The organism is Pseudomonas sp. B13(2017) (assembly GCF_002113245.1).
In the GTDB taxonomy this organism is placed as follows: Bacteria; Pseudomonadota; Gammaproteobacteria; order Pseudomonadales; family Pseudomonadaceae; genus Aquipseudomonas; species Aquipseudomonas putida_Z.
This window is the reverse complement of the sequence record NZ_NEJX01000015.1, coordinates 19,685-35,647: the sequence shown is the minus strand read 5'-3', so window position 1 is coordinate 35,647 and position 15,963 is coordinate 19,685. Positions and strand designations below refer to the sequence as shown.

General features: G+C 66.3%; 12 protein-coding genes. All 12 read right to left on the bottom strand.

The features are described from left to right. Positions 1–4 precede the first annotated feature (4 nt). Positions 5–871, bottom strand: a complete 867-nt coding sequence (locus CAG44_RS18890) for a helix-turn-helix transcriptional regulator (protein ID WP_256575279.1) — start codon at positions 869–871, stop codon at positions 5–7. Positions 872–924: 53 nt separating this feature from the next. Beyond that, positions 925–2,337, bottom strand: a complete 1,413-nt coding sequence (locus CAG44_RS18885) for an aminotransferase (protein ID WP_085692764.1) — start codon at positions 2,335–2,337, stop codon at positions 925–927. A gap of 34 nt (positions 2,338–2,371) precedes the next feature. Continuing rightward, positions 2,372–3,475: a polyamine ABC transporter substrate-binding protein gene (locus CAG44_RS18880; protein WP_013973072.1), complete on the bottom strand. Its 1,104-nt coding sequence runs from the start codon at positions 3,473–3,475 to the stop codon at positions 2,372–2,374. A gap of 236 nt (positions 3,476–3,711) precedes the next feature. Next, positions 3,712–4,413: an NAD(P)H-dependent oxidoreductase gene (locus CAG44_RS18875; RefSeq protein WP_085692816.1), complete on the bottom strand. Its 702-nt coding sequence runs from the start codon at positions 4,411–4,413 to the stop codon at positions 3,712–3,714. A gap of 43 nt (positions 4,414–4,456) precedes the next feature. Beyond that, entirely contained in the window at positions 4,457–5,872 is a 1,416-nt protein-coding gene (locus tag CAG44_RS18870) for an aldehyde dehydrogenase family protein (protein ID WP_085692763.1), read from the bottom strand. Then, on the bottom strand, positions 5,865–7,055 hold the full coding sequence (locus CAG44_RS18865) for a pyridoxal phosphate-dependent aminotransferase (RefSeq protein ID WP_025338746.1): 1,191 nt from the start codon (positions 7,053–7,055) through the stop codon (positions 5,865–5,867). The genes CAG44_RS18870 and CAG44_RS18865 overlap by 8 nt, the downstream gene beginning before the upstream one ends. 24 nt (positions 7,056–7,079) lie before the next feature. Then, complete coding sequence (gene alr / locus CAG44_RS18860) at positions 7,080–8,309, bottom strand: alanine racemase (RefSeq protein WP_085593074.1); 1,230 nt, start codon at positions 8,307–8,309, stop codon at positions 7,080–7,082. 34 nt (positions 8,310–8,343) lie between these two features. After that, the gene (locus CAG44_RS18855) at positions 8,344–9,951 is read right to left on the bottom strand and encodes a 5-guanidino-2-oxopentanoate decarboxylase (RefSeq protein WP_085692762.1); all 1,608 of its coding nucleotides are present in this window, start codon (positions 9,949–9,951) and stop codon (positions 8,344–8,346) included. Next, positions 9,944–12,061 carry an acetate--CoA ligase family protein gene (locus CAG44_RS18850; protein WP_085692761.1) on the bottom strand — a complete coding sequence of 706 codons (2,118 nt, stop codon included), beginning with the start codon at positions 12,059–12,061 and terminating at the stop codon, positions 9,944–9,946. Before CAG44_RS18850 ends, CAG44_RS18855 begins: the two co-directional genes overlap by 8 nt. A gap of 17 nt (positions 12,062–12,078) precedes the next feature. After that, entirely contained in the window at positions 12,079–13,239 is a 1,161-nt protein-coding gene (locus tag CAG44_RS18845; protein ID WP_085692760.1) for an acyl-CoA dehydrogenase family protein, read from the bottom strand. Between the two features lie 33 nt (positions 13,240–13,272). Then, on the bottom strand, positions 13,273–14,067 hold the full coding sequence (locus CAG44_RS18840; protein ID WP_013973080.1) for an enoyl-CoA hydratase/isomerase family protein: 795 nt from the start codon (positions 14,065–14,067) through the stop codon (positions 13,273–13,275). Between the two features lie 355 nt (positions 14,068–14,422). Next, a complete protein-coding gene (locus CAG44_RS18835) occupies positions 14,423–15,829 on the bottom strand; it encodes an amino acid permease (RefSeq protein WP_085593068.1) in 1,407 nt (468 codons plus the stop codon). Positions 15,830–15,963 lie beyond the last annotated feature (134 nt).

Genomic DNA, 15,963 nt, shown 5'->3' with positions numbered 1-15,963 from the left:
GCTTTCAGATTTGAGTAAGGCAGTTGCTCCTTTGCTGCCAGGCCGGCAGGTGATCGCCGCGCAGCCAGTCGATAAACCGCGCAAACAACTCCGACTGCGAGTTGATCTCCAGCTTCAGGTACAGGTTCTTGCGGTGCATGCGCACGGTTTCCGGCGAGATGCCCAGCTCCAGCGCGGTGGACTTCACCGAATGCCCACGCAAGATCATGTGCGCCACCTCCCGCTCACGGTCGGTCAGCACCTGACAGCCGAAACTGTCGAACGCCGCCTGCAGGCTGCCACGCTCCGTCGATGCGGGGCCGGGCTCCAGATGGTGCCGGGCGTAGCGCCCCAGCAGCTCGCGTACCATCGGCTCCAGCGCACGCAGCAGGTCGATCTGCCCGGCGCTCAGGCGCGTGCCGCTGCAGCCCTGGAACAGGCTCAGCGACAACTTGCGGCCAGCGCTGAGGTCGACGATGTAATAGCTGTCTTCACTGCAACCGGTACCCAGGTAATAGGCCTTGTAGTAGTCGCTGTCGAAGAAGTTGTCCGGGGCGATTTCCTGCAGGTGGTAGAAGCCCTCGGCCAGGCCGCTCTGCACGGCCAGGCAGAACGGGTCGAGCAGGTAGCCGGCAGTGAAGTAGCGCTCCAGCACGGCAGCGCGGTGCAGGTCGGGGATGCCTTGCTGGTACAGCAGTTGCGGTGCCCGCCCCTCGCACTCGAGGCTGATCATCATCGATTCCACCTGCACCAGCTGGCCGATGGCGGCCGCCACATGCGCCAGCGCCTCGGGCGTTTCGCTGTGGGCCAGTGCGCGCTGCAGCGCCGCATGCCATTGCTGCAGCGCGCCCAGTGAAAGGGTAAGCGGGGTGTCGGGAGAGGCCTGGGTCATGCCCGGCAGTCTAGCCTGCCAGGCACGCCCGCGCACAGCCCTTTGCGCCAGGTTCATCGGCCCTGGTACAGGCCAAGCGCCGTGAGTTCGCGCGCGGTTTCGATGATGCACTGGCGCAGGGTTTCGACGATCTCGTCCACTTGCGCATGGGTAATGATCAGCGGCGGCGACATCACGTTCAGGTGCATGATCGGCCGCACCAGCAGCCCTTTGGCCTGGGCCTTGCTGTGGATGCGTTCGCCGATGTTCACCTCGTCGGCGAACAACGCCTTGCTGGCCTTGTCGGCAACGAACTCGACACAGGCCATCAGCTTCATGCAGCGCACATCCCCCACCAGCGGCAGCTCGCGCAGGCTTTGCAGGCGCTGCTCCAGGTAGCCGCCAACGTCCTTGACGTGCTCCAGCAAATGCTCGCGCTCGATGATCTCGATGTTCTTCAGCGCCGCGGTGCAGCACACCGGGTGGCCGCTGTAGGTGAAGCCGTGGGTGAAGCAGCGGCCCTTGCCCGGCTCGGCGATCACCTGCCAGATGCGCTCGGAGAAGATGCACGCCCCCAGCGGCAGGTAGGCCGAGGTCAGGCCCTTGGCGGTAGTGATGATGTCGGGGGTTACGCCGAACAGTTCCTCGCTGGCGAAGAAGGTGCCCAGGCGCCCGAACGAGGTCACCACTTCGTCGGCGACGAACAGGATGTCGTAGGTCTGGCACAGCTGCCACATGCGCTGGAAGTAGCCCTTGGGCGGAATGATCACCCCGCCCGAGCCCATGATCGGCTCGGCGAAGAACGCCGCCACGTTGTCGGCCCCCAGCGAGAGGATCTTGTCCTCGAACTCGGCCACCAGGAAGTCGAGGAACTCGGCCTCGTCCATGTCGTGCGGGGCGCGGTACAGGTTGGGGTTGGACACGTGGTGGATCAGGTCGTGGTGATAATCGAACTCCGGCACCCGGTCAGCTGCCTTGTTGCCGATCGACATGGTCAGCGTGGTGGAGCCATGGTAGGCATTGTAGCGGGCGATGATGTGCTTCTTGTGCGGCTTGCCACGGCAGTTCTGGTAGTACTGGATCAGCCGGTAGGCAGTGTCGACCGCGGTCGAGCCGCCGGTGGTGAGGAACACATGGTTCAGGTCACCCGGCGCCAGCTGCGCAAGCTTCTGGCACAGCTCGATGGCCACATCGTTGGCCATGTCGGAGAACGGGTTGGAATAGGCCAGCTGGCGTACCTGGTCGGCGATGGCCAGGGCCATTTCCTCGCGTCCCAGGCCAATGTTGGTGCACCACATGCCGCCGACGGCATCGAGGAAGCGGTTGCCGTGGGTATCGCGGATGCAGGCGCCCTCGCCGGCAACGATGTTCAGCGCGCCTTGCTCGCGGTGCTCGTCGAACACGTGGTAGCCGTGCATGTAGTGGGCCTTGTCGGCTTCCACCAGCGGGTCGTGGGCAATGGCGAATGCTTTGCTTGGGGTGGCCATGGGCAGCTCCTTGGCAGTGATCGTTGGGCAGTGTTCAGAAACCGGTCTTGACCGTGCTCCAGACCCGGGTGATGGCGCGCATGTCCTTCGGGCTCTGGGTTTTCTGCGCGAACAGGCGCTCGCGGGTTTGCGCGTCGGGGTAGATGGCCGGGTCCTGGCGGATCTCGTCGCGCACCAGCGCGGTGGCGGCGGCGTTGCTGTTGGCGTAGTGGATGTAGTCGGTGACCTTGGCCATGGTCTGCGGCTGCAGCAGGAACTCGATGAAGCGGTGGGCGTTGGCCGCGTGCGGCGCATCCTTGGGGATGTACAGGTTGTCGAACCAGATCAGCGAGCCTTCCTGGGGGATGAAGAACGACAGCTTGATGTCCTTCTTCGCTTCCACCGCGCGGGCCTGGGCGGTGGCGTAGTCGCCGGACCAGGTCAGGGCCAGGCAGACATCGCCGTTGGGCAGGCTGGTGAGGTAGTTGACCGAGTCGAACTTGCGAATGTACGGGCGAATGCCCAGCAGCAGTTGTTCGGCCGCCTTGAGGTCGGCCGGCGATGCGCTGCGTGGGTCCTTGCCCAGGTACTGCAGGGCCAGCGGGATGACTTCGGTCGGCGCATCCATCAGGGTGACGCCACAGTCGGCGAAGCGCGAGACGATCCTGGGGTCGAACAGCATGGCCAGCGAGCCGATGGGGGCATCGGGCATGCGCGCAGTGATCTTGTCGACGTTGTAGGTTACCCCCGAGCTGCCCCAGGTGTAGGGCGCCGAGTATTTCAGGCCGGGGTCGTAGCCTTGCAGGTTGTTCACCACCTGCTGGTCGAGGTTGTGCCAGCTGGGCAGTTGCTGCTTGTCCAGCGCCTGGAACACCCCGGCGCTGATCAGCGGGGGTACCAGGGAAGCGTTGAGCATGACCAGGTCGTAGCCGGAGCGGCCGGTGAGCAGTTTGGTCTGTACCGTTTCGTAGCCGTCGAAGGTGTCGTAGATGACCTTGATGCCGGTGGCCTTCTCGAAGTCGGCCAGGGTGGTTTCGCCGATGTAGTCGGTCCAGTTGTACAACCGCAACGTGTTACCGCTGTCCACCTCTGCCGCCTGGGCCAGGCTGGCGCCAGACGCCAGCAGCAGACCGCCAATCACCTTCAGTACCTTGCGCATGGCAACTCCATCGTGTGAATGCTCGGGATCGAGCCGATGGGGGCACTATCGAGGGATTTGCCGAAGGGGGACATACCCCGAATGTGTGGGTGGTCGTTTTTTTGGCAGGTGAATTTTGTATGAAGGCCACAGGCCCAATCGCCGGCAAGCCAGCTCCCACAGGTCCTCCACAGTCCTGAGGCCCTGTGATTTCCCTGTGGGAGCTGGCTTGCCGGCGATTGGGCCAGAACAGTCAATCACGTCAGCGGGTAAAGCGCCTCATCAAACTGCTCCAGACGCGGGAACACCAGTGGCTGGTCGTCCGAGAGCTGCTCCAGGCGCTGCCGGTACTGCTGCAAAAAGCCCTGCCGCGCCTCGTCACTGATGTACGGCACATGCCAGGCCACGAACGGCGGCAGTACCTCGAACCCCACGTAGGCCAGCGTGCCGCGCAAGATCGGCCGCAGCATGTCTTCCAGCGGCCCATGAATCGCCCCGTCGCCAAACATGTGCTCGCGCCCGCCCAGGGTCACGGTCACCAGCGCTTTCTTGCCCGCCAACCCGCCCTGGTCGTAGAAGCGCTTGCCGCCATAGCACACCCCCGACACCAGCACCCGGTCGATCCAGCCCTTGAGCATGGCCGGCGCCGAGAACCAGAAGATCGGGAAGTTCAGCACCAGCAAGTCGGCCCACAGCAGCTTGTCCAGCTCCTGCTGGATATCCGCGGCAATGGCACCACGCTTCACCCCCTGGCGCTGCTCCAGGGCATACACCAGGTACTCGGGGTTCTCGCGCTGGCTGAAGTCATCGGCACTGGCCACCGGGTTCCAGCCCATGGCGTACAGGTCGCTGACCTGCACCTGGTGGCCCTGGGCGCGGAAGGTTTCCACGGCCTGGTCACGCAGGGCAGCCGTGAACGATTGCGGCTCGGGGTGAGCGTGGACGATCAGTACATTCACAAACATTCTCCTCACACAAAACAGGTTGTCTTCCAGCTGTGGCTCAGCACTGCACCGCTTTCACCTCGACAAACTCGGCCAGGCCCTCCTCGCCCCACTCGCGCCCGTTGCCCGACTGCTTGTAGCCACCAAACGGTGCCTGGTAGTTGAACCCGCCACCGTTGATGAAGCACTGCCCGGCGCGTATCTGCCGCGCCAGGGCCAGGCCGTGCTCGCGGCTACCGGCCCACACCGCGCTGGACAGGCCGAACGGTGAATCGTTGGCCAGGGCCAGCGCCTGGGCCTCGTCGGCATAGGGGATCAGGCACAGTACCGGGCCGAAGATTTCCTCCTGGGCGATGCGCATGCGGTTGTCGACATCGGCGAACAACGTCGGCGCCACGTAGAAGCCGCGCTCGAAGCCGGCCGGCGTATCACCGCCGCACAGCAGGCGCGCGCCCTCTTCCTGCCCCAGGCGAATGTAGTCGAGCACGGTGCGCCGCTGGCCTGCCGAACACATCGGCCCGAGGAAGCTGGCCGGGTCACGCGGGTCGCCCATGTCCAGCGCACGGGTCTCGGTCTCGGCAATCTCCAGCGCCTCGGCGTAGCGGCTGGCCGGCAGCAGCATGCGGGTCAAGGCCGTGCAGGTCTGCCCCGAGTTGATCATCACATCCTGCACGCCATGGCGCACCGCCGCGTGCAGGTCGGCGTCGGCGGTGATCAGCAGCGGCGACTTGCCGCCCAGCTCCAGGCACACCCGCTTCACCGTCGGCGCGGCCGCCTGGGCCACGCGCACCCCGGCGCCGGTGGAGCCGGTGAACGACACCATGTCCACCTGCGGGTGCCGGGCCAGGGCCTCGCCAACCTTGGCCCCCGGCCCGCTGACCAGGTTGAACACCCCGGCCGGCAGACCGATGGCCTCGATCATCTCGGCCAGCAGGAACGCATGCAGCGGTGTTTCCTGGCTGGGCTTTACCACCACCGTGCAGCCGGCGGCCAGGGCCGGCGCCAGCTTGCCGATCATCTGGTGCAGCGGGTAGTTCCACGGGTTGATGAACGCGCACACGCCAACGGCCTCGCGGTACACCAGCGAGTTGCCGACTTCGCGCACCTCATCCATCAGCCCGGCCAGTTCGGCGTACTGCTCCAGCCCGGCAATCGGGCCCTCGACCTGTACCGCCTGGCACCACTGCACCGGCATGCCCAGCTCATCGGTGATGAGCGAGGCCATTTCCGCCGCACGGCTTTTCAGCTGTGCGGCCAGCGCCGTTATGAACCCGGCACGTACGCTGGACGGCGTGCGCGACCAGCCATCGAAGGCCCGCCGCGCAGCCATCACTGCCCGTTCGACATCGGCCTCGGCGCCCAGCGGCACGCGGCCGATGGCCTGTTCGGTGGCCGGGTCGATCACCTCGGCCATGCCCTGCCCGCTCGGTACCTGCCAGGCGCCGTCGATGTAAAGCCGCGCATACTCACGCATGGGCCTGCCCCTGCATCAGTGCGGCGGCGCAGCGGGCGATGCGCCGGCAAGCGTCGGCCAAGGCCTCGTCACCCAATACCAGGCCCAGGCGGATATGCCCGGCAGCGCTGGGGCCGAAGGCTTCGCCAGCGAGCACCGACACGCCCTGGCTGTCGAGCAGGCGATCGGCGAAGGCCTGGGCGCTGAGGCCGGTCTCACGGATGTCGACCATCACGAACATACCGCCATCGGGCTTGAGCACCTTGATGCCCGGGCAGTCGGCCAACTGCTCGCACACCAGGTCGCGACGCTGGCGATAGGCTTCGCGCATAACATCCAGTTCCGGCAGTTGCTGCTCCAGTGCAACCACGGCGGCGTCCTGGATGAAGTCCGGCGAGCCGTACAGCATGCACAGGGCGAGGTTTTCCAGGTGGGTGGCAAGTTCGGTCGAACCGACCACCCAGCCCATCCGCCAACCGGTCATGGCATGCGACTTCGACAGGCTGTTGAGGGTGGCGGTGCGCTCGGCCATGCCCGGCAGGCTGCCAGGGCTGACATGCTCGCCGTCGTACAACAGCTCGCTGTACACCTCGTCGGAGATCAGCCACAGATCGTGGGCGATGCACAGCTCGGCCAGCGCTTCCCAGGTGGCACGCGGCAGGCTCGCCCCCGAGGGGTTGTGCGGGCTGTTCAGGGCCAGGGCGCGGGTGCGCGGGGTGATGCGCGCGGCCACGTCACGCGGGCACACGCGAAAGCCGTTCTCCGGCTTGACCGGCACCGGCACCACCTTGGCGCCACAGGCCCCGAACACCGCCTCGTAGGTCACGTACATGGGCTCGGCGACAATCACCTCGTCACCCGGGTCGAGCACGCACTGGGCCACGCAGTACAGCGCGCACTGGGCACCCGCCAGCACCGTCACCTGGTCAGCATCGACGGCCTGGCCGCTGCGCTGGCGGTGGCGGTTGGCGATGGCCTGGCGCAGCGCCAGCTTGCCGCGCACATCGGCGTAATGGGTGTGGCCCGCCCGCAGGCTGTCGATGGCCGCCTCGACGATCGGCGCGGGGGTGTCGAAGTCCGGGTCACCCACCGACAGCAGCAGGATATCCTTGCCCTCGGCCTGCAGCGCCAGGGCGCGGTAGTGGATGTCCCAGGCCGCAGCCCCGTCGCCGGCGATGCGTTGAGTGAGCTTGGCGTAGCGCATGGCAATCTCCCTTCATTGGCGGTTTCAGTCGACGAGAATCTTCGGGTTGGAACTGCCCCATACGGTGTACAGGTCGGCGAGCAGCGCGCCGTTGATTTCTTCCATTTCGGCCTGGGTGATTTCACCCCCGGCCTGTTTGCCGAACAGCACCACTTCGTTGCCACCCTTCACATCGGGGAAGTCGGTGACATCGACCATCAACGTGTTCATCGACACCTTGCCCACCACCGGCACACGGTGGCCGTTGATCAGCACATGGCCCTTGTTGGTGAACACCCGGCGGTAGCCATCGGAGTAGCCGACGGTGATGTTCGCCAGGCGCGAATCACGCGCCAGGGTGAAGGTGCGGTCGTAGCCGACGGTGTTGCCTGCCGGGTAGCTGTGCACCGCTGCCACGTGCGACTTGAACTGCATGGCACGTTGGTATTCGGTGTGCGTCGGCACGGTGTCGCCGAACAGCGCGCCGCCGGTGCGCACCATGTCCAGGCGCGCTTCCGGCACTTCCAGCGTAGCGAAGGAGTTGGCGGCGTGCAGGGTGAGCTTGCTGCGATCAAGTTTCGCGTGCTTGATCAGCCAGTCGGTCTGCTCGTTGAACGCTGCCAGGCCTTTGCGCACATCGTCCTTGTCTTCCACGGCGAAGTGGGTCATCAGCGCGACCAGCTCGAGGTGCTTCTGGTCGGTGATCTGCAGCGCTTCACCCCGGCCGGACCAGGTGGTCATTTCCACGCCGTTGCGGCTCATGCCACTGGAATTGAGCGCCATGTGAATGCGCAGGGTCTTGCCGTGGCGTTCGGCGATGGCATCGAGCTGGCGGGCGAACTCGGCGCTGCCGACCAGTTCTTCCATGTCGTACTGCAAGGCATCTTCCACTTCGCTGAGGCTGGCCAGGCGCACCCGCACCAGTTGCCCGGTGAAGCCGCTGGCGCGGACCACCCGGGCCTCCTCGTTGCTGGCCACCGCCACGCAAGGCACGCCCTGGGCGATGATCGACGGCATCACCAGGCCGATACCGTGGCCATAGGCGTCGGCCTTGAGCACGGCGCACAGCTTGGACTTGCCGCCCAGCTCGGCCTGCAAGGTACGGATGTTGTGTTGCAGCGCGCCGGCACTGATTTCGACCCAGGCGTTGCTGTTTTGCGCGGTCAGGGCAGCGGTGCCGTTGTCCATCGACAGGGGTGGTGCGGCGTACAGCGGGGCCTGGCCGGTGATCAGCAGAGCGAGGGATGCAGCCAGGAGGGTACGGCGAAATGGCATGGTGGTTTCTCTTGTTGTTCGTGGTGTCTGCGGCTTAGCAGACGCAGGTGTGTTTGAGTTCGATGAAGGTGACGCCGGGGGTGGCGAAACCGCTGGCCAGATCGGCCTGCAGCGCATCCAGGTCACGCGGCTGGCGCACCGCGCAACCGAAGGCGCGGGCCAGGCCGATGAAGTCCGGGTTGCGCGGCAGTACGCCGACCGGCTCGATGTCCAGGCCGAGCATGTCGTCGCGGATCTGGCCGAGGGCGTCATTGTTCCACAACAGCACGACCAGCGGCCGGTCCAGTTCCTCGACTGCCGTGGCCAGTTCCTGGGCGGTGTAGAGGAAGCCGCCGTCGCCCACCAGCACCAGGCCTGGGCGGTGGTCGCTGGCGAACATGCCGCCGATGCCGGCCGGCAGGCCGTAGCCCAAGGTGCCGTAGCCAGTGGGGTGCAGCCAGCTGCGCGGCGCCCGGCTGGCGAAGGCGTAGTTGCCGGTGTAGGCCAGCTGGGTCATGTCGCTGCTGATGAAGGCATCGTCGGGCAGCACGGCGGCAACGCGGTCGAGGATTGCCTGGTGCACGGCCTGCAGCGGCGCATGCCCGCTGCGAATGGCCTGGCGCAGGTTGGCCACTGCTTCGCTGGCCTGGGCCGGGTCACGGTCCAGCGCTGGTAGGTGCTCAAGCAGGCCGGCCAGGGTTTGCCGGGCATCACCGTGCAGGGCTATGGCACAGGGGTAGAAGTCGTTGAACTTGCGCGGGTCGATGTCCACGCGCAGCAGCTCGCCGTTGATCGGCAGGCGCTCGCGCCAGAAGTCGGTGTCGGCCATTTCGGTACCCACTGCCAGCACCACGTCGGCCTGGCTGATCAGCTGCCAGCCGGGCTCGACGCACAGGCTGGCGCCGGCATTCAGTGGCGCGTCCGCTGGCAGCAGGCCCTTGCCGGCCACGCTGGTGAACAATGGCGCTGCCAGCCGAGTGCTCAGCTGCTGCAGCTGCTCGGCCGCGTGCAATGCCCCACCACCGGCAATGATCATCGGGCGCTTGGCGGCGGCCAGTTTCATGGCGGCCTGGTCGAGGATGTCGCGGCAAGGCTGGCCGCGCCCGGGGCGGCGCACCACCTCATTGCTCCAGTCACGGCTGACCGGCGCGGCCAGTACGTCCAGCGGCACCGAGATGTGCACCGGGCGCGGCCGTTCGCTGTCGAACACGGCCCAGGCACGAGCGATCAGCTCGGGCAGGTCGTCGCCGCGCAGGGCCACGGCGGAGAACGCGGTAATCGGCGCGGTCATGGCGCGCTGGTCCTGGGTTTCGTGCAGGCAGCCCCAGCCCTTGCCCAGGCTGGCAATGTGGTTGACGCTGGAGATCACCAGCATCGGGATGGAGTCGGCGTAGGCCTGGCCGATGGCGGTGGCGGCATTGGTCACGCCCGGGCCGGTGATGACGAAGCACACCCCCGGTTTGCCGCTTACCCGTGCATAGCCGTCGGCCATGAAGCCGGCGCCCTGCTCGTGGCGGGTCAGCACATGGCGGATGCCGCTGCCCGGCAGGCCGCGGTACAGCTCCAGGGTGTGCACGCCGGGGATGCCGAATACCGTCTCCACGCCGTAGTTGGCCAGCAGGCGCACCAACGCCTGGCCGGCGGTCGGGGTGTGCTTATTCATGTCGTTCTCCTTGCGCCTGGCCGAGGCGGATCAGCGCGTCGACCGCGGTGGTGCCATGGGCACCGACCATCAATGGGTTCACATCCAGCTCCAGCAGTTGCCCGGCGTTTTCGCAGGCGTAGTCGGCCACCGCGCGGATAGCCGCAACCAGTGCGTCGAGGTCGGCGGCCGGGCGGCCACGGAAGCCTTGCAGCAGGCTGGCGCTGCGCAGGCCGAGCAGCGCGCTGCGGATGGCATCATCGGTGGTCGGCAGCAACAGGCTGACGCTGTCCTTGAGCAACTCGACCAGCACGCCACCGGCACCGATCACCAGGGCCAGGGCGAAGTCGGGCTCGCGCTTGATGCCGACGATCAGTTCGGCCAGCGGCGGCTCGGCCATCGGTTCGAGCAGCACCTGATCGAACACTACCTGCGGGGCGTAGGCGGCGATGCGCTGGCGCATCTGTACCAGCGCAACCGCGAGGGCGGCGGCATCGCGCAGGTTCAGCGCCACCGCACCGGCTTCGGTCTTGTGCGGCAGTTGCGCGCTGACCGCCTTCAGTACCAGCGGGTAGCCGACGCGGGCGGCATCTGCCACAGCGCGCTCGGGTGTGCTCAGCACCCCTGCCGGTACCGGCAGGCCGAAGGCACGCAGGGCTTGCTTGGATTGCCATTCGTCCAGCAGGTGGCTCTCGCCGCCAAGGGCCTGCGGGCACAGCGGCACCCGCGTGGCCTCACCCTGTTCCAGCAGCCGCTGGCGGTTGCGCTGGTAGGCGACGATGCGGCCCCAGGCTGCCAGGCCATCCTCCACGCCCTGCAGGGCGGCAATGCCACGCGCGTGCAAACGCTCGCGCGCGCAGGCGGGCAACAGCTCCGGGAATGCCGAGGTGACGAAGCCGATCTTGCCGTGGCGCTCCAGCGCATCGCAGTACAGCGCCAGCAGCAGGTCGCATTCCTTGCGTTCGCCGGTGAACGCCGCCGGGTAGTCCAGCACCAGCATGGCCGCGTCGGCTGCGCCGCTCAGGGTGCTGTCGAGCATGCGTTGCAGGGCCGCTGCATCACCCCAGATGGCAGTGGTGAAATCCAGCGGGTTGACCAGGTTGGCATAGGCCGGCAGCACCTCGGCCAACTGCGCCACCTGCCCTTGTGCGAGCTTCGGCAGGACCAGCTGGTTGCGCTCGGCATAGTCGGCGATCAAGCCGGCATCGCCACCGGAACAAGCCAGGGCAATCAGCTCGCCACCCACCGGCAGGCGGCCACAGGCGGCGGCCTTGAGGGTTTCGACGAAGCTCACCGGGCCACTGACGCGGATCACGCCCAGGCGCTGGAACAGGCTGTCGTACAAGGCATCGGAGCCGGACAGCGAGCTGGTGTGGCTGAGCGCCAGTTCGGCGCCGATCTGCGACACGCCGGTCTTCAACGCAATGATCGGCGTGCCCTGCTGCAATGCCTTGCAGGCGGCACGGGCGAAGCCCGGCACGTTCTTCAGGCCTTCCAGGTGCAGGCCGATGGCGGTTACCCGTGGGTCGTCGAGCAGCACGTCCATCAGCTCGGCCACGCCCAGTTGCGCCTGGTTGCCGACCGAGGCCATGTAGGCCACCGGCAGCGAGCGGTCGCTCATCGACAGGTTGTAGGCGAAGTTGCCGCTCTGGGTGAGGATCGCCACGCCCTTCTCCACCTGCTGGCCACCATGGGCCACCGGCCACAACGCAGCGCCGTGCAGGTAATCGAGCAAGCCGTAGCAGTTGGGGCCGAGCAAGGCCATGTTGCCGGCGGCGGCGAGCAGGCGCTGCTGCAGCTGGCGGCCCTCTTCGCCGCTTTCGGCAAAGCCCGAGGCATAGCAGATGGCGCCACCGGCGCCGCGTGCGGCCAGCTCGGCAACGCACTGCAGGGTCAGTTCGCGGTTGGTGGCGATGAACACCGCATCCGGGGCATGGGGCAAGTCGGCCACCCGTGCTACACAGGGAATGCCTTCGAGGCTGTCATGCTGCGGGTTGACCAGCCACAGCTCGCCACCAAAGCCACCTTCGGCGCAGCGCTTGAGCGCCCGTGCCATGCTGCGCCCGCCGACGAAGGCCAGGTGCCGGGGGGCCAGCAGGCGCTTGAGGTTGTCACGAATCGAATGCGACATGGGTGTTCTCCTGGCGCTCAGCGCAGCAGCGGGCGCAGCAGTTCGCGGGCGATGATGTGCCGCTGGATTTCCGAGGTGCCTTCCCAGATGCGCTCGATGCGTGCGTTGCGCCAGATGCGCTCGACCGGGCCTTCATCCATCAGGCCCATGCCGCCGAATATCTGCACGGCTTCGTCGGCAACCTTGCCCAGCACCTCGCTGGCGAACAGCTTGGCCATGCCGGCCTCGCCGTCGGTCATGCTGCCCTGGTCCATCTTCCAGGCGGTGTGCAGGGTGAGCATTTCCGCAGCGCGAATCTGCATGGCCATGTCGGCGAGCTTGAACGACACGCCCTGGTAGCTGCCGATGGCCTGGCCGAACTGCTTGCGGTCGGCGGCCCATTGCAGCGACAGGTCGAGGGCACGCTGGGCCTGGCCCACGCAGTTGGCGGCGACCATCACCCGGCCGGCGGTGAGCCAGGCGTTGGCCACCTCCCAGCCCTTGCCGACCTCGCCCAGCACCTTGCTGGCCGGCACCCGGCAGTCGTCGAAGAACAGCTCGTAGGTGTGGTAGCCACGGTTGCTCACGCACTTGGGGCCACGGCGGATGGTCATGCCCGGCGTGCCCCGGTCGACCAGGAAGGCGGTTACCGCATTGCGCTTGCGCCCGTTGTGCTCGTAGGTATCGGTGACGGCGAAGACGATGGCGAAATCGGCGTGGCCGGCATGGCTGATGAAGTGCTTGCTGCCGTTGATGACGAAGTCGTCACCCTGGCGCACGGCACGGGTCTTGATGGCGTTGGCATCGGAGCCGGCGCCCGGCTCGGTGAGGGCGAAGCAGTCGATCTTCTCGCCCTGCACGCAGGGCAACAGGTAGTCGTTGATCTGCTCGTCCTTGCAGGCCATGAGGATTTTCGATGGCCGCGCGACGAACACGTGCAGGGCCCAGGACACCTTGGACAGTTCGCGCTCGATAAGCGCCTGGGACAGATAGTCCAGGCCACCGCCGCCGACCTCCTCGGGCATGTTGAAGGCATAGAACCCGGCGGCGATGGCCTTGCCGCGGATCTGCGCAGCCAGCTCGGGCGACACGGCATCGGCGCGGTCCACTGCCTCCTCATGGGGCAGCAGCTCCTTGGCGACAAAGCTGCGTACCGCTTCCACCAACATTTCTTGTTCTTGGGTCAGTTGGAAATTCATCTGCGAAGGTCCTGGTGAGGGTCGGTTATCGGGTTACTGGCCAGTGAAACGGGGGGCGCGGCGTTCCACCGAGGCTTGCAGCGCCTCGGCACCGTCCTGGCTGCGGCCGCACAGCAGGCCGGCCTGGCGCTCGGCCTCCAGCTGCTCGGCCAGGGTGCGCCGGGCGCCGTCGCGGATCAGCCGCTTGGTCTGCGCGTAGGCGAAGGTAGGGCCATTGGCCAGGCGCCCGGCCAGCTCGGCGGCCACGGCGGGCAGCTGCTCGTCGGCACAGACTTCGCTGACCAGCCCGGCCGCCAGGGCACGCTCGGCACCCCACAGTTCATCGAGGAACAACAGACGCTTGGCCTGCTCGCTGCCGATCAGCCGTGGCAGGTGCCAGCTGGCACCGGCGTCGGGGCTGTAACCCATGCTGGTGTAGCCGGCCTTGAAGCGCGCCGAGGCCGCGGCGATGCGCAGGTCGCAGCACAGGCTGAGGTCCATGCCACCGCCCACGGCGGTGCCGTTGATGGCAGCGATGGTGGGCTTGTCGAGGCTGTGCAGGCGCAACATCAGGGCGTGGGCGGTTTCGGTCCAGCCGTAGCTTTCCAGGGTGCCCTGGGCCTCGGCCGCGGCCCATTCGGCCAGGTCGGCACCGGCGCAGAAGCTGCGCCCGCTGCCGGTCAGCACCACCACGCGCACGGTCGGGTCGCTGTTGCAGGTTTCCAGCAGGGCGTGCAGTTGCTTGAGGGTGGGGATGTCCAGCGCGTTGCGCTGCTCGGGGCGGTTGAGGGTGATCCAGGCAACGCCGGCTTCGACCTTGCTCAACAGTGACGACGACGGGGTGGTCATGGGGGGCCTCGGTGTTGTTGTGATGGTTTGAGAGGGCTTGATGAGGGAGATACTAAACGAGTGTTCAACAAGGCGGCAATTGGGTGGGGATTGGGCTGTAACAACGCCTAAAAACGATATATGTCGTTGTTTTTATTATTTTTATTTGTTGTATCAAGATTGAGGTAGGAGGTGGATGTTACAACTTTGTACAACTGACGGATTGCTGGGGGCGCTTTGCGCCCCATCGCGACACAAGGCCGCTCCTACAGGGGAATCGCGCATAGGCCCGGCCTCGCGCGATCTCTTGTAGGAGCGGCCTTGTGTCGCGATGGGCCGCAAAGCGGCCCCGGCAATCTTCAGCCCAACACCCGAATCAAACCCCTGGCACGCTCGGCTCGAAAGCCCCCTGCCGACGGCGGTTGACGAAGAAGTACGCCGCGTAGCACAGGGCAATGAAGCCAAAGCCCCAGTACAACGACGGCCGCTGGGTTTCATCCAGCGCCAGGAACACGAACAGCGAGCTGCACAGGGTGATACACAGCAGCGGCACCAGCGGGTACAGCGGCGCCTTGTACTTCAGGTCCTGCAGTTGCCCACCGTCACGCAGGTAAACTTTGCGGAAGCGGTACTGCGCCAGGGCGATGACGATCCAGGTCACGGTGCCGGACATGCCACTCACCGCCATCAACACCATGAACAGGGTGTCGGCGGCAATGAAACTGGTCATCAGCGAGATCAGCGCAAAGCACAGGGTGATGCTCAGCGCCCGCAACGGCACGCCACGCTTGCTCAGTGGCGACAGGCTTTTCGGCGCCATGCCGCTCTTCGACATGGCCCAGAGGATGCGCGTGGAGGCATACAGCCCGGAGTTGCCCACCGAGAGGATGGCGGTGAGGATGACGAAGTTCATCAGGTCGGCGGCAAAGGGAATACCGACCATGTCGAACACCTGCACGAACGGGCTTTCCATCAGCCCGGCCTGCTCGAACGGCACGATGGCCGAGAGCACGGCAATCGCCAGCACGTAGAAGATCAGCACGCGGAACACCACGTTGCGCACGGCCCGTGGGATGCTCTTTTCCGGGTGCTCGGTCTCGCCGGCCGCCACCCCCATGATTTCACAGCCCTGGAAGGCATAGACCACGGTCATCATCACCGCGAACACCGCCGACAGGCCATGGGGGAACAGCGACTCGCCCACCAGGTTGTCCAGCATCGGTGCCGGCGCCCCGCTGCTCAGCGGGATGGCGCCGAAGATCACCAGCAGGCCGATGATGATGAAGCCGAGGATGGTCGCCACCTTGATCCCCGAGAACCAGTACTCCGCCTCGCCGAAGGCACGGGTGGCCAGGGCGTTGAGGCCGAACAGCACGACCACGAACAGCGCCGACCAATACCAGATCGGCACCTCCGGGAACCAGCGGGTCATCAGCATGCCGGCGGCGGTGAACTCCAGGCCCACGGTGGTGGCCCAGCTCATCCAGTACACCCAGCCGATCATGAAGCCGGTGGCCGGGCCGATGAACTTGGTGGCGTGGGCCTGGAACGAACCGGACACCGGCATCTGCACCGACAGCTCGCCTAGGCAGACCATCACCAGGTACATCAGCAAACCCGCGACCAGGTAGGCCAGGATCGCGCCTATCGGGCCGCCCTGGTTGATGGTCACGCCCGAGCCCATGAACAGCCCGGTGCCGATCACCCCGCCCAGCGAGAGCATGAAGATGTGCCGGCTTTTCAGCGCGCGGGTGAGCTGGATCTTTTCGCGGTTGTCAGTCATGGCGCACCTCGCCTTTGCGGCTGGTGCCAGGCCGCGCGGGGGTGCCGCGCGGTGTGGTAGGAAGGAGGGGCTGAGCGCTACGGCATGTCATTATTCTTGTCTCCAATAAGCCTCATGGACCGCGTGCAACACGG

What these genes read in the sequence shown, in the direction of transcription:
- CAG44_RS18865 (WP_025338746.1), bottom strand. Translation starts at nt 7,055, where the DNA reads ATGCGCTACGCCAAGCTCACTCAACGCATCGCCGGCGACGGGGCTGCG.
- CAG44_RS18835 (WP_085593068.1), bottom strand. Translation starts at nt 15,829, where the DNA reads ATGACTGACAACCGCGAAAAGATCCAGCTCACCCGCGCGCTGAAAAGC.
- CAG44_RS18880 (WP_013973072.1), bottom strand. Translation starts at nt 3,475, where the DNA reads ATGCGCAAGGTACTGAAGGTGATTGGCGGTCTGCTGCTGGCGTCTGGC.
- CAG44_RS18845 (WP_085692760.1), bottom strand. Translation starts at nt 13,239, where the DNA reads ATGAATTTCCAACTGACCCAAGAACAAGAAATGTTGGTGGAAGCGGTA.
- alr (WP_085593074.1), bottom strand. Translation starts at nt 8,309, where the DNA reads ATGCCATTTCGCCGTACCCTCCTGGCTGCATCCCTCGCTCTGCTGATC.
- CAG44_RS18840 (WP_013973080.1), bottom strand. Translation starts at nt 14,067, where the DNA reads ATGACCACCCCGTCGTCGTCACTGTTGAGCAAGGTCGAAGCCGGCGTT.
- CAG44_RS18850 (WP_085692761.1), bottom strand. Translation starts at nt 12,061, where the DNA reads ATGTCGCATTCGATTCGTGACAACCTCAAGCGCCTGCTGGCCCCCCGG.
- CAG44_RS18885 (WP_085692764.1), bottom strand. Translation starts at nt 2,337, where the DNA reads ATGGCCACCCCAAGCAAAGCATTCGCCATTGCCCACGACCCGCTGGTG.
- CAG44_RS18870 (WP_085692763.1), bottom strand. Translation starts at nt 5,872, where the DNA reads ATGCGTGAGTATGCGCGGCTTTACATCGACGGCGCCTGGCAGGTACCG.
- CAG44_RS18890 (WP_256575279.1), bottom strand. Translation starts at nt 871, where the DNA reads ATGACCCAGGCCTCTCCCGACACCCCGCTTACCCTTTCACTGGGCGCG.
- CAG44_RS18855 (WP_085692762.1), bottom strand. Translation starts at nt 9,951, where the DNA reads ATGAATAAGCACACCCCGACCGCCGGCCAGGCGTTGGTGCGCCTGCTG.